Origin of the sequence: Fulvivirga sp., from assembly GCF_040220315.1 — a bacterium.
Lineage (GTDB): Bacteria > Bacteroidota > Bacteroidia > Cytophagales > Cyclobacteriaceae > Fulvivirga.
Window position 1 is genome coordinate 1 of sequence record NZ_JAVJUY010000321.1, and the last position, 22,067, is coordinate 22,067.

20 protein-coding genes and 1 riboswitch are annotated in these 22,067 nt (G+C 38.3%); of the genes, 8 read left to right on the top strand and 12 right to left on the bottom strand.

The window, feature by feature from the left end; all coding sequences use genetic code 11:
* The 4 genes from RLO81_RS16240 to RLO81_RS16255 all read left to right on the top strand — a co-directional run.
* Positions 1–1,008, top strand: a 1,008-nt coding sequence (locus tag RLO81_RS16240; RefSeq protein WP_350114014.1) for a CapA family protein, incomplete at its 5' end; no start/stop codon positions are given.
* Positions 1,009–1,010: 2 nt separating this feature from the next.
* Positions 1,011–1,349 (top strand): MerR family transcriptional regulator, encoded by a 339-nt coding sequence (locus tag RLO81_RS16245; protein ID WP_350114017.1) that lies wholly within the window; start codon positions 1,011–1,013, stop codon positions 1,347–1,349.
* 15 nt (positions 1,350–1,364) lie between these two features.
* The gene (gene dprA / locus RLO81_RS16250; RefSeq protein ID WP_350114020.1) at positions 1,365–2,474 is read left to right on the top strand and encodes a DNA-processing protein DprA; all 1,110 of its coding nucleotides are present in this window, start codon (positions 1,365–1,367) and stop codon (positions 2,472–2,474) included.
* Complete coding sequence (locus RLO81_RS16255) at positions 2,471–3,532, top strand: DnaJ domain-containing protein (protein ID WP_350114023.1); 1,062 nt, start codon at positions 2,471–2,473, stop codon at positions 3,530–3,532. The genes dprA and RLO81_RS16255 overlap by 4 nt, the downstream gene beginning before the upstream one ends.
* On the opposite strand, the gene RLO81_RS16260 is transcribed toward RLO81_RS16255, so the two are convergent.
* Positions 3,526–4,164, bottom strand: coding sequence for a tetratricopeptide repeat protein (locus RLO81_RS16260; RefSeq protein ID WP_350114026.1), 639 nt, complete (start codon positions 4,162–4,164; stop codon positions 3,526–3,528). The two genes, RLO81_RS16255 and RLO81_RS16260, sit on opposite strands and share 7 nt — an antisense overlap.
* A 63-nt stretch (positions 4,165–4,227) precedes the next feature.
* Positions 4,228–5,082, bottom strand: coding sequence for a hydroxymethylglutaryl-CoA lyase (locus RLO81_RS16265; RefSeq protein WP_350114029.1), 855 nt, complete (start codon positions 5,080–5,082; stop codon positions 4,228–4,230).
* Between the two features lie 110 nt (positions 5,083–5,192).
* Between RLO81_RS16265 and RLO81_RS16270 the strand changes: the two genes are divergently transcribed.
* The 4 genes from RLO81_RS16270 to RLO81_RS16285 are packed head-to-tail and all read left to right on the top strand — an operon-like array spanning position 5,193 to position 10,804.
* Positions 5,193–6,998 carry a DUF1800 domain-containing protein gene (locus RLO81_RS16270; protein ID WP_350114032.1) on the top strand — a complete coding sequence of 602 codons (1,806 nt, stop codon included), beginning with the start codon at positions 5,193–5,195 and terminating at the stop codon, positions 6,996–6,998.
* A gap of 3 nt (positions 6,999–7,001) precedes the next feature.
* The gene (locus tag RLO81_RS16275) at positions 7,002–8,729 is read left to right on the top strand and encodes a DUF1501 domain-containing protein (protein WP_350114035.1); all 1,728 of its coding nucleotides are present in this window, start codon (positions 7,002–7,004) and stop codon (positions 8,727–8,729) included.
* Position 8,730: 1 nt separating this feature from the next.
* Positions 8,731–9,609, top strand: coding sequence for a porin family protein (locus tag RLO81_RS16280; protein WP_350114038.1), 879 nt, complete (start codon positions 8,731–8,733; stop codon positions 9,607–9,609).
* Between the two features lies 1 nt (position 9,610).
* Positions 9,611–10,804, top strand: coding sequence for a hypothetical protein (locus tag RLO81_RS16285; RefSeq protein WP_350114041.1), 1,194 nt, complete (start codon positions 9,611–9,613; stop codon positions 10,802–10,804).
* Here the strand turns inward: RLO81_RS16285 and metF are convergent.
* The 10 genes from metF to RLO81_RS16335 all read right to left on the bottom strand — a co-directional run.
* Positions 10,801–11,754, bottom strand: a complete 954-nt coding sequence (gene metF / locus RLO81_RS16290; protein ID WP_350114044.1) for a methylenetetrahydrofolate reductase [NAD(P)H] — start codon at positions 11,752–11,754, stop codon at positions 10,801–10,803. The two genes, RLO81_RS16285 and metF, sit on opposite strands and share 4 nt — an antisense overlap.
* A gap of 19 nt (positions 11,755–11,773) precedes the next feature.
* Positions 11,774–14,464 (bottom strand): methionine synthase, encoded by a 2,691-nt coding sequence (metH, locus tag RLO81_RS16295; RefSeq protein WP_350114047.1) that lies wholly within the window; start codon positions 14,462–14,464, stop codon positions 11,774–11,776.
* A gap of 75 nt (positions 14,465–14,539) precedes the next feature.
* Positions 14,540–14,651, bottom strand: a riboswitch (SAM riboswitch).
* 331 nt (positions 14,652–14,982) lie between these two features.
* The gene (gene trmB, locus RLO81_RS16300) at positions 14,983–15,645 is read right to left on the bottom strand and encodes a tRNA (guanosine(46)-N7)-methyltransferase TrmB (RefSeq protein ID WP_350114050.1); all 663 of its coding nucleotides are present in this window, start codon (positions 15,643–15,645) and stop codon (positions 14,983–14,985) included.
* Positions 15,646–15,668: 23 nt separating this feature from the next.
* Positions 15,669–16,946 carry a bifunctional folylpolyglutamate synthase/dihydrofolate synthase gene (locus RLO81_RS16305; RefSeq protein WP_350114053.1) on the bottom strand — a complete coding sequence of 426 codons (1,278 nt, stop codon included), beginning with the start codon at positions 16,944–16,946 and terminating at the stop codon, positions 15,669–15,671.
* A gap of 9 nt (positions 16,947–16,955) precedes the next feature.
* Positions 16,956–17,834 (bottom strand): hypothetical protein, encoded by an 879-nt coding sequence (locus RLO81_RS16310; protein WP_350114056.1) that lies wholly within the window; start codon positions 17,832–17,834, stop codon positions 16,956–16,958.
* Positions 17,834–18,223 (bottom strand): ExbD/TolR family protein, encoded by a 390-nt coding sequence (locus tag RLO81_RS16315; RefSeq protein WP_350114059.1) that lies wholly within the window; start codon positions 18,221–18,223, stop codon positions 17,834–17,836. Before RLO81_RS16315 ends, RLO81_RS16310 begins: the two co-directional genes overlap by 1 nt.
* A gap of 3 nt (positions 18,224–18,226) precedes the next feature.
* Positions 18,227–18,910: a MotA/TolQ/ExbB proton channel family protein gene (locus RLO81_RS16320; RefSeq protein WP_350114062.1), complete on the bottom strand. Its 684-nt coding sequence runs from the start codon at positions 18,908–18,910 to the stop codon at positions 18,227–18,229.
* 1 nt (position 18,911) lies between these two features.
* Positions 18,912–19,718 carry an SPOR domain-containing protein gene (locus RLO81_RS16325; protein ID WP_350114065.1) on the bottom strand — a complete coding sequence of 269 codons (807 nt, stop codon included), beginning with the start codon at positions 19,716–19,718 and terminating at the stop codon, positions 18,912–18,914.
* A 134-nt stretch (positions 19,719–19,852) separates the two neighbouring features.
* Positions 19,853–21,514: a TonB-dependent receptor gene (locus RLO81_RS16330; protein ID WP_350114067.1), complete on the bottom strand. Its 1,662-nt coding sequence runs from the start codon at positions 21,512–21,514 to the stop codon at positions 19,853–19,855.
* A 49-nt stretch (positions 21,515–21,563) separates the two neighbouring features.
* Positions 21,564–22,067 (bottom strand): tetratricopeptide repeat protein (locus tag RLO81_RS16335; protein ID WP_350114070.1); only part of this gene is annotated, 504 nt, incomplete at its 5' end.

Sequence of the window (22,067 nt, forward strand, 5' to 3'; positions counted from 1 at the left end):
GTTGAAATTGAGGTTCACCGGCTTTTAAAAGATACTGTAGCAATTATTGGAGTTGGTGATATAATGATGGGTACCAATTATCCCGACAACGGCTACCTTCCTCCATCTAATGGAAAGTACTTATTAAGTAGCCTACATCCCATTCTTACCAATGCAGATGTAACTTTCGGCAACCTGGAAGGAGTTATTCTAAATGAAGGTGGCGATGCAAAATATTGCCGTGATCCAAAAGTATGTTACATATTCCGTTCTCCTGAAATAATTGCTCAGAATTTAGCAGACGCAGGTTTTGATGTGATGAGCACGGCCAATAATCATGCAGGGGATTTCGGAAATCCAGGTAGAAAAAATACGATGCGAGTACTAGATTCATTAGAAATCAACCATGCAGGACTCTTGAGTAACCCGTACACTACATTCACAATCGATGGAATGAAATATGGCTTTGCAGCTTTTGCGCCAAACACCGGCACAGTGAGCATTCATGATTTTGAAAATGCAAAATCCATTATTGCTCACCTTGATTCAATTAGTGACATAGTAATTGCTTCATTTCATGGTGGAGCAGAAGGCAGCAAATATCAGCATGTAACACAAGAATATGAATATTTCTATGGCGAGAATAGAGGCAACGTATATAAGTTTTCCCATGCCCTAATAGACGCTGGTGCGGATGTGGTTTTCGGACATGGCCCGCACGTAACACGTGCGCTGGAAGTATATAAAAAAAGGTTGATAGCCTATAGCCTTGGCAACTTCTGCACCTACGCCAGATTTAATCTGAGGGGTGAAAATGGCCTGGCTCCTATTTTAATAGTATATACGGATAATGAAGGGAAATTTTTGCATGGTAAAATTTTTCCAATAATTCAGTTAGGTGCAGGTGGGCCACAATTGGACTCTCAAGGCAGAGTTATCGAAAAAATTAGGGACTTAACGAAAAAAGATTTTCCAGAGACGCCAATAATGATTGACGAATCTGGTAGAATTAATTATCTTCAAAACTGATTATGCCTTATAAAGAAAAGTCAATAGAGAAGAAATACTATTCCATTGGAGAAGTGGCCGCACAATTTAATGTAGCTACATCGCTAATTCGTTTTTGGGAAAGTGAATTTGACTTGATTAAGCCCAAGAAAAACAGAAAGGGCAACAGGCAATTTACGAAAGAAGACATCGAGAATGTGAAGCTCATTTACCATTTGGTGAAAGAGCGGGGGTTTACTTTACAAGGTGCAAAGGATATGCTGAAAAGCAACTCCAATGATCTGAAAGATAAAATGGATCTGATTGATTCCCTAACCAAAGTAAAAGAGTTTCTCGTAGATCTTAGAAAGAACATCTCCTAATCATTTTGTTTATTCATGGATCAACAGCGTGTTTCACAAATCGCCCTGAATTTTATTCCGGGTATTGGCCACATGTTGGTAAAGCAATTAGTAAGTTATTGTGGCTCCGCTGAAGCCGTTTTTAATACAACTAAAGGCAAATTGCTTAAAATTCCTGGTGTTGGTGAACACACGGCCCGTTTAATTAGTAGCGACAAGGTATTAAAAAAAGCTGAGGCCGAACTTACTATTTGTGAAAAGCAAGGCGTACAAATCTTGCTCTATACTGACAAAGGCTTTCCGAAAAGGCTGAAACAAATTAATGATGCCCCTTCACTCATATATGTTAAAGGCCATGCCGATTTAAACAGTCAAAAAGTTGTTTCTATCGTTGGAACAAGGAAAGCGACAGAATATGGAAAAAGGTTAACACAAGAATTTATCGAACAATTAGTTCCGCATAATCCTCTTATTGTTAGTGGACTAGCATACGGCATAGACATAGCCGCACATAAAGCGTCATTAAAAAGTAATTTGCCTACGATTGGAGTTATGGCAAGTGGCATAGACATTATATACCCAGCTATTCATAGAGAAACTGCCTATAAAATGTTAGAGAATGGGGCCCTCATTACGGAAAACCCAATAGGAAGTAAGCCTGACGCACATCGGTTTCCAGCCAGAAACAGAATTATAGCAGGTATGTGCGATGCTGTAATTGTTATTGAAGCGGCAAAAAAGGGTGGTGCTTTAATTACAGCAAATATCGCCAATAGTTATAACAAAGACGTTTTTGCTGTTCCAGGTGATTTGAATAATGAATTTTCAGAAGGTTGTAATGCACTTATTAAAAGCCATCAAGCACACTTAATACAATCAGCCAAGGATATTGAATACATAATGAACTGGGAAGCCTCTGTTTCTAATAGTACCCCTGCATTGTTTGACACAGATAGCCTGGAAGGAAATGAAAAATTAGTGGTGGAAGAATTGCTCAAGCAAAAAGATTCCATCCTCATTGATAATTTAAGTTGGTCTACACAACTAGACCCGAGCAAGCTTGCTTCCATACTATTGAATCTTGAATTCAAAGGTTACGTTACTTCATTACCAGGGAAACGATTCAGACTGGCTGTTAAAAAATGAATGAGAATTATTATCGGATACTAGGCCTGGATAATTTTGCTAGTGATGTTGAAATAAAACAAGCTTATAGAAAACTTGCAAAAAAGTATCATCCTGATAAAAACAGTGGCTCAGACGAGCAGTTCAAAAGAATTACTGAGGCATATAAAAAATTATCTGATCCCACATTTAAGGCGATACAAGACAAATGGTTAAAAAATCCGACTGCGTATAATTATCAAGTTCAAAACCCTTACCAGCAAAAGCCCACCTATAAAAAAAGAACCCGCTACTACACTAGTGAACGAACACATTTCTCTCCTAAAGTGAAGATGTATGGCGCTGTTTTTATAATAACATTTGTGATGGCAGTCATCTTAATTCCGATTGGGCTTATGTACAAAGCCAGCAGTTATCATTTCTCGCAAGCTGAAGAGTACAGAATGCAAGGCCAGTTTGGAAATGCTTTGCTTAATTACCAACAGGCCATTACCTGGTTTGGAGAAAAGTCTGAGGAAGCCTCTATTGCAGCAGCACGAATCGGGCTGTATGACTTAAAAAATGTAGATCAGGCCAGTTTCTTTATCACGAAAGGAATGGAATACGCTTCTAACCCCTATTTTTTAGGCGAATTGCATTTCTTAAAGGGCAAAGTATATAGTTTAAAAAACGATGTTGACAAGGCACTAATTGAGTTTGAACTCGCTAACAGCCTTGGGTATATGCCCGACAGCATCGCTTTATACACAGGTATAATAAGGGCTTTTTATCAAGATGAGTTTGAGGATGGTATTTCTGAATTTGATAAGATACTCACAAGAAACACAGATAATCAGGAAGCCCTATTTGGAAAAGCTTGGTGCATTCAGCGTTTGAACAAGCCTATTCAATCTCTTGAATATTACAACAAACTGTTAAAAATAAACCCAGAGCATGTTCTGGGTAATTTTTACAGAGGTCACAACCTAATTGTTCTCGGTGATACATTAAATGCCTGTTTGAATTTTAAAAAAGCCTATGATTTGGGTTATCAACCTGCAATAATCTACTTTTCTAAACAATGCGATGGTTTTCAATAGGATCCGCCATCGGCATTATATACCCGCTCATTACATTTCTCGCGGATAAGGTCATAAGCTTTTAAATCCCCCAGCTCACCTGCCTTACTTAAATCAAGACAACCAGCCTCGTGTTGACCGAATTCCAATCGTAACACACCTCTTAAATAATAAGCGTCTATGCTTTTAGGGTTAAGCTCAATAATTTGAGTACAATCTGAAATCGCATCCTGATAGGCGTCTAATTGATGTTTGGCCTGTCCTCTTTTATAGTATGCATCTAAATGATTAGGATTTAACTCAATAGTCTTACTAAAATCAGAGATGGCTCCAAAATAATCCTGTAACCTGAATTTAATATTGCCGCGAGCATAATAGCCTTCTGCAAATTTTTCGTTTTTCTCTACAGCACTGCTGAAGTCTTTCATAGCTCCATGGATATCGTCAAATTCTTCTTTTACTTTTCCACGCATGTAATAAGCCAAAAAGTAATTCTGATCTTTTTCTATCGCCTGGTTATAATTAATTATTGCCTGCATGTACTCCCTTTTCTCATACATTGCTTTTCCTTGTTCAGTAAATTCTTTAGCCGACTGACCATAGGCCACTGAGCTAAAAATAATGCAGATTATAAGTGTGATATGATTCTTCATGTTTTTACTTTTTTCCAATAACAAGCAGCCAAAATTATGCCGATTTAATCCGTTTTTGGATAATTAATGGTAATGATCAAATACGGCAGATGATGCTACTATGCTGTTGTCAAATTCTAATTTATTAATTCCCAAATCGAGACCAAGATTCTCCATATAAGTAACGATTTGTTCTGTGGCAATGTTTCCTACAAGATCGTCTTTGGCCATAGGGCATCCACCAAAACCACGTATGGCACCATCAAACCTCCTGCAGCCTGCCTGGTAAGCATATTTTATTTTGTCTTCCGCAGTAGTTGGGTTCGAATGTAAATGTGCTCCAAACTCAACATCTGGGTAATCACGAATTAAGTTCTCGAATAAGTATGTAATGTTCTCTTTATTAGACACACCAATGGTATCAGCAAGGGAGATTATTTTTATGTCCATGGACTTTAAAATTCCCGTAAATTTTGCAACAATATCTACATCAAAAGGATCACCATAAGGGTTTCCAAAACCCATAGATATATAGCTCACAAGTACTCTGTTGTGTTTAGTACACAATTCCTGAATATCATTCAACGTATTGAGTGCCTCCAGAATACTCTTATTGGTATTTCGCTGTTGAAAGGTTTCTGAGATAGAGAATGGAAACCCTAAATAATCGATTTCCTGAAACTTAAGGGCATCTTCTGCACCTCGCTTATTCGCTACAATGGCCAAAAGCTTAGATTTGGTATCGGCTCGTTTTAATTCGCCCAAAACATCGGCAGTATCTCTTAGCTGTGGGATGGCCTTCGGGGAAACAAAACTTCCAAAATCGATGGTATCAAAACCAATTTTCAAAAGTTGATTCAGGTAATCTATCTTTTTTTTAGTCGGAATAAACTCTCCAATTCCCTGCATGGCATCTCTAGGACACTCGACTATTTTCATGAATCAATAAACATTTAATGTTAAGTCAAGTCGAATATCCCCCATTTATCGATGAAAAGCAAAGTCTGTCGATAGTAGGCTCTTTTATTTGAAAGTAATTTGATATTTTCATGGTTTCAAAGATACTTTCTATGCCGTTACCTTCTTTAACTGATACCTTAGGTCAACAACGCGCTGCCCATTTATTAAGAAGGGCTACGTTTGGTGCATCAAAAGCGCAAATAGATCAAATGGCTGCCCTTACCCCTCAACAAGCCATTGAGCAATTGTTTGATCTCAATGTTCCAGAACCAACATTACCTATTGACACAGCCACGGGAACAGAGTGGATATCAGGTGTGACTGATGCAAACAGTGGTGACGACACATTACAGGAATATTTAAAGCGTTGGTTTATTGGCCAATATATGGGTCAGAGTGTTGACGAAAATCTAAGACTGGCTGCCATCACCAGAGAGAAAATCACACTATTTTATCATACTTATTTTACGACCATGCAGTCGAAAGTAAATGATAGCCGGGCACTGTTTTTTCAGAATGCACTTTTTCGATTATTTGCATTTGACAAAGAGGATGTTGATAAAGAGGTTTTAAATGAAGACACCAATGAGTTAGAACCTGCTACATTAGTTAGGAATATTAAAGAGCTAACTAAACGAATTTGTGTAGACAATGCCATGCTCATTTTTTTGGATGGTAATTTAAATGTTAAAGGCAGCCCCAACGAGAATTATGCAAGAGAAATGTTGGAGCTCTACACAATAGGCAGAGGTTTGGAAGGGCATATTCCTGAAACTGATGAGATTGGTGATTACATTTACTTTACAGAAAAAGATGTGCAGGCGGGAGCACGTGTATTAACTGGTTTTGATTTTGATGATACATTTCAAAACATTGATCCACTCACAGAATTACCATATGGTATTATTAAAGGTGACCCAATTGCCACAGCACATGACAATGATCCTAAAGAATTCAGTACCAGACTGGATGAAGCTACGATTGAAGCCGATCCGGATCTGCTACAAGGAGGTCAACCTACTGAGGAAAGCGTGTTGGACGAAATCAGCCAACTGGTTGAACTCATTTATACCAAGGAAGAAACAGCGAGACACCTTTGCAGAAGAATTTACAGGTTCTATGTGTATTATGAAATAACACAGGAAATTGACGATACGATTATCGCTGAAATGGCCCAGACGTTGGTTGATAATGATTATAAGATTCAATATGTACTTGAAGAATTGTTTCAAAGTGAGCATTTCTACGAAGCTGTTTCAGGTGTTGAGGACGATAAATTTGGAGGAATAATAAAATCTCCTCTAGACCTGGCGTTGTCAACGTACAACTTTTTTGAAGTACAATTACCTGATTACCAATCAGATACTGAAAATTTCTATACTAGAACTGGCGAAATACTCAATGCTGTGAGCAGCATGGGCATGAATTTCTATGAGCCTTTTGAAGTAGCTGGTTATTCAGCTTATCACCAGTTTCCAATTTATAACCGTAATTGGATTTCAACCAATTACCTTACCGAAAGATATAATTTTATCAGGCAGCTTCTAGAGATAAGGGAAGATGCATTATATGTAGATATTTATACTTTTATAAGTGACACCTTTAATGCCGAAGCTAATGATGCCAAAAATCTCATTATTAGTCTCGCCCCTTACCTCTATCCTATGGCCAATAACCTGGATTTTGATGTAGATGGTGGGGATTTAACGAAAGAAAGAATTAGGTATTTCTTACAAGCATTCTTAGGGTTTACTGATTATGAGAATGAATCTGATATGGCCGTTACTGAGTGGCAAAGTCTATACGCTGATCCCGATAATTATCTAGAAATTGGTGAATTCCTGAAACGACTTTTTAATGCAATGATGCAATCACCAGAATATCAACTGTTTTAAGCTATGAGAAGAAGAGACTTTCTAAAAAAGATACCTATAGCGGCTGGTGCATCATTAACCCTGAATTCTATTCCTGTTAGGGTAATGGCTGAGAAAAGCCATTTCCTTAGATTGGCAGAATCAAGCACAAATGATCGCGTATTGATCATCCTTCAAATGCATGGCGGCAATGATGGCCTTAACACGATAATACCGGTAGATCAATACGATTTGTACTATAGCCGCAGGGCTAATATTGCCATTCCGGCCAGGAATAGTGTGAGAAAGTATATTCCACTCGACAGTACATTGCCAATTGAAGATCGGGTAGGGCTTCATCCAGATATGATTGATGCCAAAGACATGTATGACAGAGGCCGGATGGGAATTGTCCAGGGTGTCTCCTATCCAAATAATAATGGTTCTCACTTTAGAGGCAGGGATATTTGGCATATGGGTGGTGGGCCCGATGATTATTACTCTTCTGGTTGGGTAGGCCGATATTTGCAACAGGAAATATCACCTCAGATTTATCCTGATGATTTCCCTAATGCAAATTGCCCCGATCCTTTAGCTATTGAGTTAGGAAGTGATGTTTCGTTGATTTTTCATCAGCAAGGCAACATTCCTACATCCATTTCATTGCCCGGCAACCCTGAATCTTTCGCCAATTTGGTGGAAAGTCTTGAAGGGTTTGACGATCAATTGATAGACCCACGTGGTAAGCCACCTACCAACCTTGATAATACCCCGTATGGCAAAGAGATGAACTGGATTTTGGGCTTGGAAGACAAGTCTGAAGACTACGCAGCGAGATTGCTGGAAGTGTATAATGCGGCCAGTGAAAGTAGTGTCACTTATCCTGAAGTGTATCCATTTAACGCGCCAGCGAGTTCACTGAGAAATCCATTAACCCCACAACTCCAGTTAATTGCCAGATTGTTAGATGGCGGTGGTGCTGGCAGAGGCGTTAAAACCAAAGTCTTTCTGGCTCGAATTGGCGGGTTTGACACACACGCTGGTCAGGTAGAAAGTTATGATCCAACCATGGGTGCGCATGCAAGCAAACTCTATCATATTAGTGCAGCCATGCGTGCTTTCCAGAATGATTTAAAAGCCAGAGGTCTGGAAGATAGAGTATTAACAGTAACTACCTCTGAGTTTGGTAGAAGAATTGACTCTAATGGCAGCTTTGGCACAGACCATGGCACCGGAGGGCCAATGTTGATTTTTGGTAAAGGTGTAAATCCAGGAATAACAGGAACAAATCAAAATTTAAGCAACAGTGAGGGTAATGTTGGAATGCAGTACGATTACCGCCAAGTGTATGCAAACATATTAAAGGATTGGATGCAAGTTGATGAAGAGATCATCGCCAATGATATATTCTTCGGCAATTTTATTGACGGACCTAAAGAAGATGGTGGATTTTACGAACCCCTTTCACTTGCCGTTGATGAAATAACAAGCACTGAAGGCTTCTTTAAAGACCGTTTCAAAATAAATAAGATTTATCCCAACCCGGCAGCAGGTAAAACAACCATAAGTTTCTTTATCAATACTGAAAATCAGGTGACCATTCAACTTTATGATTTAAGGGGTAAATTGGTAAAAACGTTTTTGACTGAGCGCAGATTAGCAGGTGAGCACAATGAATCACTCGATTTGCGAGGCATTAATAGTGGAACATATATATTAAAACTAGATTCCGGATTATTAAAAGAATCTATGAAACTAATTATAAAAGAATAGGATGAAAAAAATACACTGCCTGATTATTTTCCTATCTGTGGCTGGTATGGCCTGCGCCCAACCTGCATATTTAAATAAGTATAATTCAAAAAAGCCAAGCCAAGGAGATAAGTTTCTAAAAACCCAATGGTGGCTAGGTTTTAAAGCTGGTGTTAATCTTACAAAGGCCACATCGGATGCTACCTATTCTGGTTACAGCCCTACTAATTACGATGCATCATTACTTGAAAAAAAATATGATAGCTACGATGGCGCTAATGGGCAGGCAGGCTTAGAAATTACTTTCTATCATCAAGGTTTTAGCTTTAGTTTTCAGCCTAATTATAGAAGGCAAACATTCGCTTATTCCAATGCTTATGAGTGGACAAGCTCGGAAGACGCTGGTAACACTATCAGTCTAAATTACGACCAAAACCACAAGTTGGATTTTATCGACCTTCCACTTATTATTAAATATGATATTTTAAAGTCTACCAAGTTAAGACCATTTGTACAAGCCGGCTTTTTTTATTCAACCTTGGTAAGTGCACTTAAGGAAGTGGAGATAAGTGGTGAAGATTTAGCTTCTGGCAGTGCTGGCCCTTTTGAAAATCAAACTGTTATAATTGGTGCCGACAATCTCTTTATTAAACCTTCATGGGGCTATTTAGTTGGTGGAGGTGTTGCTTATGATTTCTGGAACGTTCGTCTTGTTTTAGACGCATCCTATCGAATAGGATTAACCAACATTACCAATGCTCAAAACCGCTATTCAGAAAACCAATTGTCAGGACTTGGTGATGCCATGGATGACATTCAATTAGACAACATTTCTATTAATTTCGGATTATTATTTCCATTAAGATTTATTAGCAGTGATGGCCATAATGCAGTTAGATAAGATGAAAAAATCAATAATTTATTTACTACTCATTTTCACAGTATTTTGTTCTGCATGTGATACTTCAGAAAATGAAGCGACCTTATCAGAATCATTTTTCAAAGTGTATGATAACAGCACATTTGATGCCTCTTATATACCCATAGATGTGAAACAAACTGCCAGTGATGGATATTTAATACTGTCAAGCAGTAGACTTTCAAGCACAAACTTTACCGGGGTTAACTTAATTATGGTAGATAAGGATGGAGAATTTATCAGGGAAGAAGTACTATCTGAGGAGTATGTGAATCCAGTGAATCAATTAATAAAAATTAATGATCAATACTTCTTCATGGCCATGAATGCGGTGAGTTTGCAAGCTACACTTTTTCAAATAACCGATAGCGCAAGAATAGTAAGCATTACACCTTTGGGTGGCTTAACGTATCCTATGTATTTAAATCAGGATGGCCAAAATCTACTGACTCTAAGCTATAATAATCAGGATAAAAACAGCGTGCTTTCCGTCATAAGTACAGAAGGTGCGATACTAGAAAGTGAAGGTTATACCATTGGTGCCGGACCCGATACTGAAGTACCGATTATCTCTCACTTTACCAGAACTGGGAAACAACTACCTTTTTTTGCTGGTAAAATATCAGGAGGCAGTTATTTTTTCAATGGTTTTTATAATTATACACTATCGCTGGTATTTAGCAATTTTAGTGGTGAGCCAGTTGGTGTTGTGCAAGGCCAGCAAGATGATGGCGGGTTTAGTTCAGGCGTGTCTGTTGCCGGAGCTAATTTTGCTGCTTCCCGATTCAATTTCGGAGAAAACTTCATCATCCCAACTGTCAACTTAAATACAACAGGTATAACTTCTACAACAGATATTATAGGCAATCCTTTCCCAGAATTAGTTCCTGATGCTCCTGTAATACTCAAGCTGATAAATGTATCTGGACAACAAGTAATATTATATGGTAGCAGTACTAAAAGTGGCCAAATTATTCTCATGGCTTTTGATGCTTCTTCAGGAATATTAAATGGAACAAAGTATATGGGAAGTACCTACCCGTATGAAATTGCAGGTTTTACTTCCACTTCAGATGGCGGATTGGCTGTCATTGGTAATACATCAGTTGCCGGGAGATTTGATAGAATCTGTCTGTTTAAACTATCTGCTAGTGAATTAGCCAGTTTAGCCAATTAAAACAGTTCCTTGGCAATGTTGTACACTGGATCTGATTTACCCATTGAGTAATAGTGTAATACAGGCACTCCATAATCCATAAGCTCTTTCGACTGCTGAATAGTCCATTCCACACCTATTTCTTTTGCCTGAGCATTATCTTTGGCTCCATCGATGGCATCTGCTAAATCTTCTGGAATGTCGATATGAAAGAATCTTGGCAGTACTGATATCTGTCGTTTAGTAGTTATAGGCTTTAGACCAGGGATAATTGGCACGTTAACACCTTCTGCACGACATTTATCCACAAATTCGAAAAACTTAGAGTTGTCGAAAAACATTTGGGTTACAATGTAATCTGCACCCATCTCCACCTTCATTTTTAAATATTTTAAATCACTTTTGAGGTTTGGGGCTGTATAATGCTTTTCAGGATAGCCGGCCACGCCAATGCAAAAATTTGTTGGGCTAGCATTTTGGAGTTCCTCATCCAAATAAATGCCGTTGTTCATATCTTTTACTTGCCCTAGCAATTCACTGGCATATTTATGGCCTCCTTCTTCTGCAACAAACATGGGTTCAGTTTTTATTGCATCGCCCTGAAGCACTAACACATTATGAATACCCAGAAAATCTAGGTCTATCAATGCATTTTCCGTTTCTTCTTTGTTAAAGCCACCACAAATGATGTGAGGCACTGCCTCCACTTCATATCTGTTTTTGATAGCTGCACAGATACCTACTGTTCCTGGTCTCTTACGAGTTGATTTACGCTCCAATAGTCCATTTTCACGCTTCTTATACACATACTCTTCCCTATGGTAGGTGACATCAATAAAAGGCGGTTTAAACTCCATTAAAGGATCAATATGACTAAAAAGGTTTTTAATATTATCTCCTTTTAAGGGAGGTAAAATCTCGAAACTAAAAAGTGTCTTATCTGAATTCGATATTTGTTCTGTTATTTTCATCAATCTAAAAATATGATTGTTATGTATTAATTGTTACCTGTGGCTCATAGGCCAGGTTTGGTGCCAGCCATTTTTCCATTTCTTCTACCTTGTACCCTTTTCTGCTGGCATAATTCCCCAGTTGATCTTTACCAATTTTGCCCAGACCAAAATATTTACTTTCAGGATGTGAAAGATATAAACCACTCACAGCAGCAGCCGGATACATTGCATAAGACTCCGTTAGTTTTAGATTGATTGAATGTTCAACTTTCAATAAATCAAAAAGCATTCTTTTTTCTGTATGGTCGGGACAGGCCGGGTAACCGGGTGCAGGTCGTATCCCTTGATATTTTTCTTTGATGAGTTCATCGTTGTTCAATTGTTCTTCACTTGCATATCCCCAATACTCCTTACGCACTTTTTCATGCATGAGCTCCGCAAAGGCTTCAGCTAAACGGTCGGCAAGTGCCTTTGCCATTATCGACTTATAATCGTCATGATCTCTTTCAAATTCCTTAACAAGTTTATCAAGACCAATACCAGAGGTTACAGCAAATCCACCTATATAGTCGTTGCCAAACTCTGCGGGCTTAATAAAATCAGCCAAACTCAAGTTTGGGAGGTTTGTTCCTTTTTTACCTTGCTGTCGTAAACAATGCAAATATTTATTCTCTTTAATCAGCTTAATATCGTCTCCATCGGCAACAGCTTCCCAAAAACCGATAACAGCCTCAGCGGTAAGTGATTTGTTTTCAATAATCCAATCAAGCATGTCATTGGCGTCTTCAAAAAGTTTCTTTGCCTCTTTACCGATCGTCTGATTCTCAAATATTTGAGGGTATTTGCCTTTTAACATCCACGTTTGAAAATATGGAGTCCAGTCAATATATTTTCTTATCTCATCTAATGGGTAATTCTTAAAAACCTTTACCCCTTCGAAAGAAGGTTTCTTTGGTTGATAGTGCTCCCAATCAATTTTTAGTCTGTTAGACTGTGCAGCGCTATAGGAAATATAATTCTTTTCCGCCTGCTTGCTGGCATGCCCATCACGCAATTCTGAATATTCAGATTTTAATTTGGAATGAAAATTTACTTTGCTTGCTTCACCTACCAACTCTCCTACTACTGGCACACTTCTGCTGGCATCTAGCACATGCACAACTGCACCCTCATAATTTGGATCGATCTTAACTGCTGTATGAATTCTTGACGTTGTTGCACCACCAATTAATAAAGGAATATTAAGTTTTTGACGCTGCATCTCACGTGCTACATGTACCATTTCGTCAAGTGATGGTGTGATCAGACCACTCAATCCAATGGCAATTACATTTTCTTCTATTGCTCTGGCTATAATTTTCTCAGCGGGCACCATTACTCCCAAATCAATAATCTCGTAATTATTGCAGGCAAGCACTACTCCTACGATATTTTTACCGATATCATGAACATCTCCCTTTACTGTGGCAAGGAGTATTTTCTTACCCTTTGTTGGTGAATTGTTCTTCCTTTTTTCCTCTTCCATAAAAGGCTCGAGATAAGCAACTGCTTTCTTCATTACCCTGGCACTTTTTACTACCTGAGGTAGAAACATTTTACCGGAGCCAAACAAATCGCCAACCACATTCATGCCATCCATTAATGGGCCTTCTATTACTTTTAAAGGACTTTTAAGTTTCGATCTGGCCTCCTCGGTGTCTCCTTCTATAAATTCGATTATTCCTTTGACCAGGGCATGCTCCAAACGTTTTTCAACTGTTTCTTTTCTCCAGGCGTCATCAACTGCACGTTTCTTGGCGCCACCTTTCACCTGTTCTGCAAAGGCTAACAATCGCTCTGTAGCATCTTCTCGCCTATCGAGCAGCACATCTTCCACATGCTCTAATAAGTCTTTTGGAATCTCGTCATATACTTCCAGCATGCTGGGGTTCACAATCCCCATATCCATTCCGTTTTTTATAGCATGATAGAGGAAGGCAGCATGCATGGCTTCGCGTACTTTATTATTTCCTCTAAAAGAAAATGAAACGTTACTCACACCACCACTTACATGCGCCCCTGGCAAGTTTTCTCTAATCCATTTGGTGGCGTTAAAGAAGTCTAAGGCATTTTTTCTATGCTCATCCATGCCTGTAGCAACAGGAAAGATATTTGGGTCAAAAATAATATCATTAGGATTGAATTTTACCTGATCCACTAAAATATCATACGACCTTTTACAAATATCAATACGCCTTTGGTACGTATCTGCCTGGCCTTCTTCATCAAAGGCCATCACAATTACGGCTGCCCCGTACCTTTTAATAACCTTTGCCTGTTGTATGAATTCCTCTTCGCCTGCTTTAAGGCTTATAGAGTTCACTACTCCTTTACCTTGAATGCACCTCAGTCCCGCTTCGATAATGTGCCATTTAGAAGAGTCAATCATAATAGGGACTCTGGCTATGTCCGGTTCAGAAGCAATTAGGTTCAGAAATTTCACCATGGCTTCTTCTCCATCCAACATCCCTTCATCCATATTTATGTCGATGATTTGTGCTCCGCCTTCCACTTGCTCGCGAGCTACTTCTAAGGCCGAATCATAATCATCGGCCTTAATTAAATTCAGAAACTTCTTTGAACCTGTAACATTTGTACGCTCGCCAACATTTACAAAGTTCGAATCAGGTGTAATAATGAGTGGCTCAAGGCCGCTTAATTTCAAAAAAGATTGATGCGCTAATGGCATATTATTAGTTTAATTAATTCAAAAAAAAAGCTCTCCTGATATGTCAGGAGAGCTTTAATATAATGCATCTATTCTGACTTATCTGTCCGCCAGCTGGCGGATGGATTTAGCACCTTTCCCTCAACTAAATGAGTGGTGGTTGCCAAGGCTTCGCAGGGCCATGTCCCTCTGCCTTTCTTGATAAGAGTATCTTAAAGAACTTTAGACCAAATATATGGTATTAATAATTACCAAATACATTTGGATGTAAAAATAACCCGTAAGACATCAAAAGGTTATTTTAAACCCCTGAATTGACAGGATTTGAGCTGCCAGACTTACCGCAACAGTCCACTGTTATCCTGCCCGCCAACTGGCGGGCGAGGTACTGATCCCGATAGCTATCGCGACAGCATGAGGCCTTGTTTTGGAAAATGGCTCACCCGGTATTGTTTTAATGTTAGGTTTAAAAAACACGGTCAAGCCTTACGGGTAATGCAAATCTAGTGCTATTAAGCGATCTAAAAAATGATTCTGGATTAATTCGCGAAGCAGAACCTCAGATATTTAATATCATGCCCCTCTTCGCTAAATTTCTTCTCGTATCTGGTTCGTATATCATGGCATTCAGGTTTTAACTCTGAATGGTACAAATCAAAGGTATAGATTAGGTCTTTAATGTCTGCCCTGTTCTTAAGCAACTCAAGGGAGTATTCGAATAAGCCTGTGTTATCTGTTTTCAATCGAATGATAGCATCTTTTTTTACGATAGACTTATAAATATCTAAAAAGCGATCGTGTGTGACTCTCCGTTTTTCATCCCTGTCACGAGGTCTTGGATCTGGAAAAGTTATCCAAATTTCATTCACCTCATTTTTCTCAAAAAAATTAGTGAGTTCTAGCATGTGGGTGCGTAAAAAAGCAACGTTGGTAAGGCCTTCTTCCAGCGCTATACCACTTCCTTTCCAAATTCTATCGCCTTTAATATCTATACCAATATGATTTCTTTCAGGGAATAATCTGCCCAGCCCAATAGAGTATTCGCCCCTGCCGCACGCCAGTTCCAGCGTAATGGGTTGATTATTTTTAAATATTAACTCGTTCCACTTGCCTTTAACTTTTTCATACACCTCTTTGCTAGGCTCCACCACATTCGGCCTTTCAGCTATTTCTGCAAACTTTTTTAATTTTCTTCTACCCATCGTTTATGTATAAGGCTGCAAATCTATAGATTATCTAATTCAGCCACCACAAAGTTGCTACCTCCTATAAAGATCAAATCATTTATACCTGCATTGCTTCTGGCTTCATTAACAGCCTCGTTTACATCTTTTATTGCTGTGCCAAAAAGACCAAACTGTCTAGCCTTTTCTGAAAGTACTTCAGCATTCAAAGCACGTGGAATCTTGGCCTGGCAGAAATAATATACAGCATTATTAGGTAGTAGTGATAGTACCTTTGAAATATCTTTATCATTCACCATGCCTAGAACAAAATGTAGTCTGCCGAAATCAATAGAAGCAATTTGATCAACTATGTATGACATTCCTGCTTCGTTGTGCCCTACATCACAGAACATCATAGGCTTATCACTCAATTTTTGCCATCGGCCTTTTAACCTGGTAAGCTCATATACATTATTTATTCCTGATAAAATGGCTTCTTCAGAAATTCTAAAGCCCCTTTGATTCATAATTTCGATGGCTGCGAAAACCCCTGGCAGGTTTTTAAACTGATATGAAGGCAGACTTGAGCCATTAAAGTGCAACCAATGCACATTCTCCTTATAGACTCCTTCACTAGTAACATGATAATGATTACTAGCGAAAGTAAGGGTCGCACTTAAACCTTCAGCTGTTTTTTTAAATACATCAGTAATTTCCTCCTGCATTTCACTAACAATTACAGGTCTATTTCTTTTAATTATGCCTGCTTTCTCTCTGGCAATGGCCTCTATGGTATCACCTAGCCACTGTTGATGATCCATACTTATATTGGTAATCAACGAAACTTCAGGTAGAATTACGTTAGTGGAATCTAATCGTCCGCCCATGCCCACTTCAATAACAGCAATATCAACTTGTTCTTTGGCAAAATAATCGAAGCACATGGCTACCGTTATCTCAAAGAATGAAGGCTTAATTTCTTCTATAATTGGCTTTATTCTCGAGACAAAGTCTACTACCGCTTGTTGGCGTATTTCTTCACCATTAATTTTTATACGCTCAGTAAATGACTTTAAATGAGGTGAAGTATAGAGTCCGGTTTTATATCCTGCTTTTTGCAGAATAGCTGCTAAATAATGCGAAGTACTACCCTTGCCATTAGTACCGGCAACATGAATACTTTTGAACTGATGTTCAGGGTGCCCCAAAAACTCACATAAACGAATGGTATTAGTTAAATCCTTCTTATAGGCACTGGCACCATCGCGCTGAAACATTGGAAGCTGTGAATACAAATATTGAACAGTTTGCTCAAATGTTGCATCAATTGTTGGCATGTAGAACTATTATTTGGATTTGATGACAAAGGTAATTCTTCCTGTAGAAACGGGAGCAACTAATGAGTTATCAGAAGTTTTACTGAATGTGAGTTTCTCCACTTCGGAGCGATAAATTTTTTCCACTGTAGGGCTAACACTTCGCTCTAAAGTTCGTACTGATAATATTTCTCCTTGATCATCTATCTTTATTTCGAAAACAATTCTTCCATTTTCATCGGATGTATCATTGGGTTTCGGCTTAAAGTCCCAAATCCAGCCAGTCATATCTAAAGCAGAGCCACCACCGCCTCCGGCATTTCCGTAAAGAGCTCTGGAATCCAATGTTCCCTGTTCATCACCTTTATCACCAACCTTATTGGTATCATCACCGTGATTAGCATTTTGTTGCGAATTGGACTCGCCTGTTTTGCCACTTGCTCCTTCTTCCGGTTTAACCACTTCCTTCTTTACCTCTGGCTTTTTATCAACCTTTTCTTCCACTACAGGTTTTTCTTTTACTACAAGCTTAATGGGTTTTTCTTCTACTACTTTTTCTACCACATCGGGAGATTCCTGCAAATTATTTGTAGCTTCCTCAACAATCGGTTCGGTAGATTCTAAAGTTTCTGATTCAACAGCTTCTTCCGATTCCGTTTCCTGCTCAGGTAAATTTTCGGGTGCAGCTTCTTCTTCCGACTCACTCTCATTTGCAACAGTTTCAGGCTGAATTTCACCTGAACCAACATTATCTAGACCAAAATTTAATTCAATACCATACTCAGGTAGTGGCGGATCAGGCTCTCTCCAGGCAATCATAAACAAGAAGGCAAGAAGCAATACAGAATGGATCAGCGCTGAAATTATCGCTGCATTCCTCTTATTCTTCTTTTCTTCTAATTCTGTCATTATTTAGGTTTTGTAGCAATAGATACTTTAGCTTCAAGTCGAGTTGCAATATCAGCAACATGTACCAAATGTTCTGTAGGAACACTGCTGTCAATATGTAAAACAACTACTCCTTCTTTATCTGTTAATTTGCTTTTAAGTTCACCTTCTAACAAGGCTCTGGATACTTTTTTGTCATTAACATAATAATCCAACTCTTTGGTAATAGTCACAGAAACCTTCTGTAATTCTACCGTTGAGGATTTGCTGGTGGGCAAATTTACCGGTAAACCGGATGGAGTGATAAATGAGGAAGTAAGCATAAAAAAGACCAATAGCAAAAATATGATGTCTGTCATAGACGACATACTGAACATTGGTTCTACATTATGTTTTGACTTTAATGCCACAGCTTAACTTTTTGGTTCTTGCAATAAATCAATAAATTCCACAGAAGAATATTCCATTTGGTGCACTATCTTCTGAACGCGTGTAACAAGATAATTGTAACCCAAATACGCCAGAATACCAACGAACAAGCCGGCAGCTGTGGTTATCATAGCTGTATAAATACCTTCAGAAAGTAATTTAGGACTTACAGATCCTTCTTCCTGCGCTATAGCAATAAAAGCTTGAATCATACCAATTACGGTACCTAAAAATCCCAACATAGGTGCCGAACCGGAGATTGTGGCTAAAAGAGATAAGTTTTTCTCTAATTTGAAAATTTCAATTTTACCTACATTTTCGATTGAAACTTCAATATTCTTTAAAGGGCTACCAATTCGAGCTATTCCTTTCTCTATCATTTTAACGATAGGCGAATCGTACTGAGTGCATAGCATTTTTGCACCTTTAACATCACCCTTTTCAACCAGACCTCGAATCTGTGCCATAAAACCTTCAGGTGCCGTTGAAGACTTTTTAATAGATAGCACACGCTCGATAAAGATATATACTGCTGCCACCCACAAAAGTAAAATGGGTATCATCATAAAACCTCCCTGAAAAAGGAGGTCTATTACTCTTACCGAATTATCATTAGCTAAAGCCGCTGAGGTGGTATCCTGAGCGGCTATTATTTGTGTTAAGATCATATTAATATTTGATTACCCAAACGTCTTCGCCATATTCGCTTTTTAGCTCTGTGGCCCTATTTTCAGCAGCAGCCCATGAATCCTGGTTATCAACTGTTACCCGATGAAACTTACTTTTGCCAAAAGGTGGGATCAAATTCACATTAACTCCTTTAGTATTAAGTTTTTTAGCATAATCCATTGCGAGGTCACCATCAATAGCGCTGGCTACTACAACATAAAAACGACCAGTTCTCGAACTAATTGTTTCTACTGTACCAATTTTTGGCTTTGCTGCTTCTTCAGCTGCTAACCGTGCAGCTTCTTCTTCGGCAGCTTTTTGCTGCGCAAGTTCGTCCGCCTTCCTTTTGTCTTCTCTTTCTTTCTGTGCCTTTTCAGCAGCAATTTGTTCTTGGAGAGCTTTTTCAGCAGCCTGCTGTGCTGGACGGTAAAATCCTAAATACCAGATTGCTAAGCCCGCTACCACAACTACGAGGATTATGGCTATTATTTTACCAACATTAGAGCTTTCTTCTTGTGGAGGTGTATAACTTCCTGGAACATACTCCTGTGTTTCTTCTGAAGAATCAGAGTTATTGTCTTCATCTGAATCATCCGAACTGTACGCATATGTTTCGGTTTCTTCAGCATCTGCAAAAGATTCCGTTTCATTATCAGCTTCAGGTTCACTTTCGTCATGCGAATCATCTAAAGGCTGCGGATCAACTTCTGGCAACCCAAAATTATCATCCGCTTCGTTAAAATCATCCTGATTGTCTTGATTCAGATCATCATTGTTCTCTATATCTTCGTCTTTTTTCTTAGCCATTATGTTGGTTTTAAGTTTGTTATTTAGTCAGGTCACACAAAAATAAACGAATTTTTCACTGTGCCAAATGCCTTAAAACATGATTTAAGACAACACAATATAAGAAAAATTAATATAAGGCTTCATTTATCTTATTAAAAACTATAAGTGGCCCCTAGCATTACCTGAAGACCTCTTGAAGGGTAATTATAAAGCAGCTCATATTCCTGAGATAGCAAGTTGTTTAACCTTAACCACCCAGAAAATTGATCAGACACCAAATACTCTGCCATAAAGTTGAAATCGAATACAGAATCCAGGTTTATCTCTTCTGCTGTATTAAAATTAATGGCCTTTATACCTCCTATTGCATAAGCCTCTGCCTCAAACCTTAATTTATCTACTAATTTAAAAGTAGATAAGGCAGATATTTTGTAGTTGGGCCTGTGCCATGCTTCATCCACTTCATCAGTATCATAGCCCCAATAATCACCTCTTAGTGTGAGACGCAATATCTCATTTCTGTTATAGCTTAATTGCGCATTTAGGTTTAATACTTCTGAATTTCCTGTATCATAAATAATAATGAATTTTGATTGGTCGACAGGTGAATTGATGAATAATGGTAAATTTTCAATACTGGATAAACTTACACCAGCCTTAAACCCAAGTTTACTTGTAAGGCTTCCGCCAATACCACCAAAAAATTCAAAATTATTATATTGATTAAACGCTCGTGCATTAGGGGCAAGAAATGGATTGGCCTCCACAAAGCCTCGTAGGGTCTGTTTATTCACATCTCCCCTTATTCCTGCATGCACTTCAAAGCCTGAGCTCAAGCTATACCTCGCCCTTGCCATAGGAAAAAAATGAATCTCATCAGAATCTCCCAATGTATCATTTTCGTATACAACATTAAAACCGGCATCAATTAAAAAACCCTCATATTCAAACGTTAAGGTAGGTACTACTCCAAAAATATTTCTTGTCTTAACATCCAAATCTTCGTCCTTTTGGGAAATGATATCTAAATCACTTCTCAGGTTAATTGTGCCTTGCTTACCGAGTTTATAACTACCGTTGAAGTCAATTTGCACTTCCGATTCTTCAGCACTATAATTATCTTTTAAATAGTCAAATTGAATGCCCGTGTGAAAATGAAGGTCACTGGATTTGTCTGTGTTTTCTATATATCCCGAAAGATGGATGTTATTAAAATTTTGGCTCAATGAATCATCATTTATTTCCATGTTCTTAGGGTAGCCATAAAAATTATAAGATCGTCTATGATAACCTATATCACCACCTACGGTAAGATTTTTACCAAAGTGCTTTCCAAAGCCTTCAACATCTAATTCTCCAGAACCTGAATTTTCATTATCTACGGGGCCATTTCTCGAATTAAGGAAATTAACGTGCGCACCATACAGCATATCCCTGCTTCTCTTTGAACTGACATACCCTTCTAGGTAAGGAGTTAGAAAATTACCAAATCCGGCACGTATGTAATTGCCATATAGTTTTTTAAGAGGCTGATCTTTTATTCGTAAAGGACGGACCCTAACTTCTAATAACGGTAGGGGCAAATTCAAATTATCGAAGCTATATTCCAGCTCTGGCCTTGTACCCGAAAAATTGACTGGAGCAATTTTCTCAAAATTTCGATTTGCTTTGGGAAGTGTTATTTCCCTGTCTTTTACTATCTCAATTTCTACGTCTTCTATTTCGCCATCGCTCTCCCAATTTTCCTGTGCAATCGCATACGTTAATCCCACGAAAATGAGTGGTAAAACGAGTATTAATTTAGTTATTTTCATCAATAGATTTTATCTATACGTGAATATTAATATACTGTAAATCAATTATTTAGTTATCAATTATTAAACTGTCAGATTCAATAATTAGATTCTCTTTTTGCTGTTCCATTCTCTCAATCTCAAATATCTTTTCTTTTGCTTTTTTTCTAAAAAAGTCATCCGGAAAATTATCTGCAACAGACCTTAACGTACCCTTAGCCTGGAAGGTATCCCCTAACGCCAGATACGCGTCCGACATAAGCATATATCCCTTCCCCACCCAATCATTATAGGCATTAAAATTCTTACTTAGATCAATTAGGGCTTCTATACTTTTCTTGTAATCTTTTTGTTGAAAATAAATTTGGCCTAACATATATTGTGCTTCTGCACCATACATATCCCTTGCATTATTAAGTGTAGCCAAAAACTCATCTTCTGCCTGCTTGAAGTCTCCTTTAGCATAGGAAGATTTGCCAAGGTAAAGCAATGCTTTATTCTGAGAACTTATGTGCACATTGCCTTCATCAAGTATGGTGTTGGCGTATCTTTTAACAGAATCAAACCTGTTCAT

Bases quoted from the DNA above. Each gene is read 5' to 3' on its own strand.
- metH (WP_350114047.1), bottom strand. From the start codon at position 14,464: ATGCCATTAGCGCATCAATCTTTTTTGAAATTAAGCGGCCTTGAGCCA.
- RLO81_RS16330 (WP_350114067.1), bottom strand. From the start codon at position 21,514: ATGAAAATAACTAAATTAATACTCGTTTTACCACTCATTTTCGTGGGA.
- RLO81_RS16310 (WP_350114056.1), bottom strand. From the start codon at position 17,834: ATGACAGAATTAGAAGAAAAGAAGAATAAGAGGAATGCAGCGATAATT.
- dprA (WP_350114020.1), top strand. From the start codon at position 1,365: ATGGATCAACAGCGTGTTTCACAAATCGCCCTGAATTTTATTCCGGGT.
- RLO81_RS16265 (WP_350114029.1), bottom strand. From the start codon at position 5,082: ATGAAAATAGTCGAGTGTCCTAGAGATGCCATGCAGGGAATTGGAGAG.
- RLO81_RS16280 (WP_350114038.1), top strand. From the start codon at position 8,731: ATGAAAAAAATACACTGCCTGATTATTTTCCTATCTGTGGCTGGTATG.
- RLO81_RS16325 (WP_350114065.1), bottom strand. From the start codon at position 19,718: ATGGCTAAGAAAAAAGACGAAGATATAGAGAACAATGATGATCTGAAT.
- RLO81_RS16260 (WP_350114026.1), bottom strand. From the start codon at position 4,164: ATGAAGAATCATATCACACTTATAATCTGCATTATTTTTAGCTCAGTG.
- RLO81_RS16270 (WP_350114032.1), top strand. From the start codon at position 5,193: ATGGTTTCAAAGATACTTTCTATGCCGTTACCTTCTTTAACTGATACC.
- trmB (WP_350114050.1), bottom strand. From the start codon at position 15,645: ATGGGTAGAAGAAAATTAAAAAAGTTTGCAGAAATAGCTGAAAGGCCG.
- RLO81_RS16305 (WP_350114053.1), bottom strand. From the start codon at position 16,946: ATGCCAACAATTGATGCAACATTTGAGCAAACTGTTCAATATTTGTAT.
- RLO81_RS16285 (WP_350114041.1), top strand. From the start codon at position 9,611: ATGAAAAAATCAATAATTTATTTACTACTCATTTTCACAGTATTTTGT.
- RLO81_RS16255 (WP_350114023.1), top strand. From the start codon at position 2,471: ATGAATGAGAATTATTATCGGATACTAGGCCTGGATAATTTTGCTAGT.
- metF (WP_350114044.1), bottom strand. From the start codon at position 11,754: ATGAAAATAACAGAACAAATATCGAATTCAGATAAGACACTTTTTAGT.
- RLO81_RS16320 (WP_350114062.1), bottom strand. From the start codon at position 18,910: ATGATCTTAACACAAATAATAGCCGCTCAGGATACCACCTCAGCGGCT.
- RLO81_RS16245 (WP_350114017.1), top strand. From the start codon at position 1,011: ATGCCTTATAAAGAAAAGTCAATAGAGAAGAAATACTATTCCATTGGA.
- RLO81_RS16275 (WP_350114035.1), top strand. From the start codon at position 7,002: ATGAGAAGAAGAGACTTTCTAAAAAAGATACCTATAGCGGCTGGTGCA.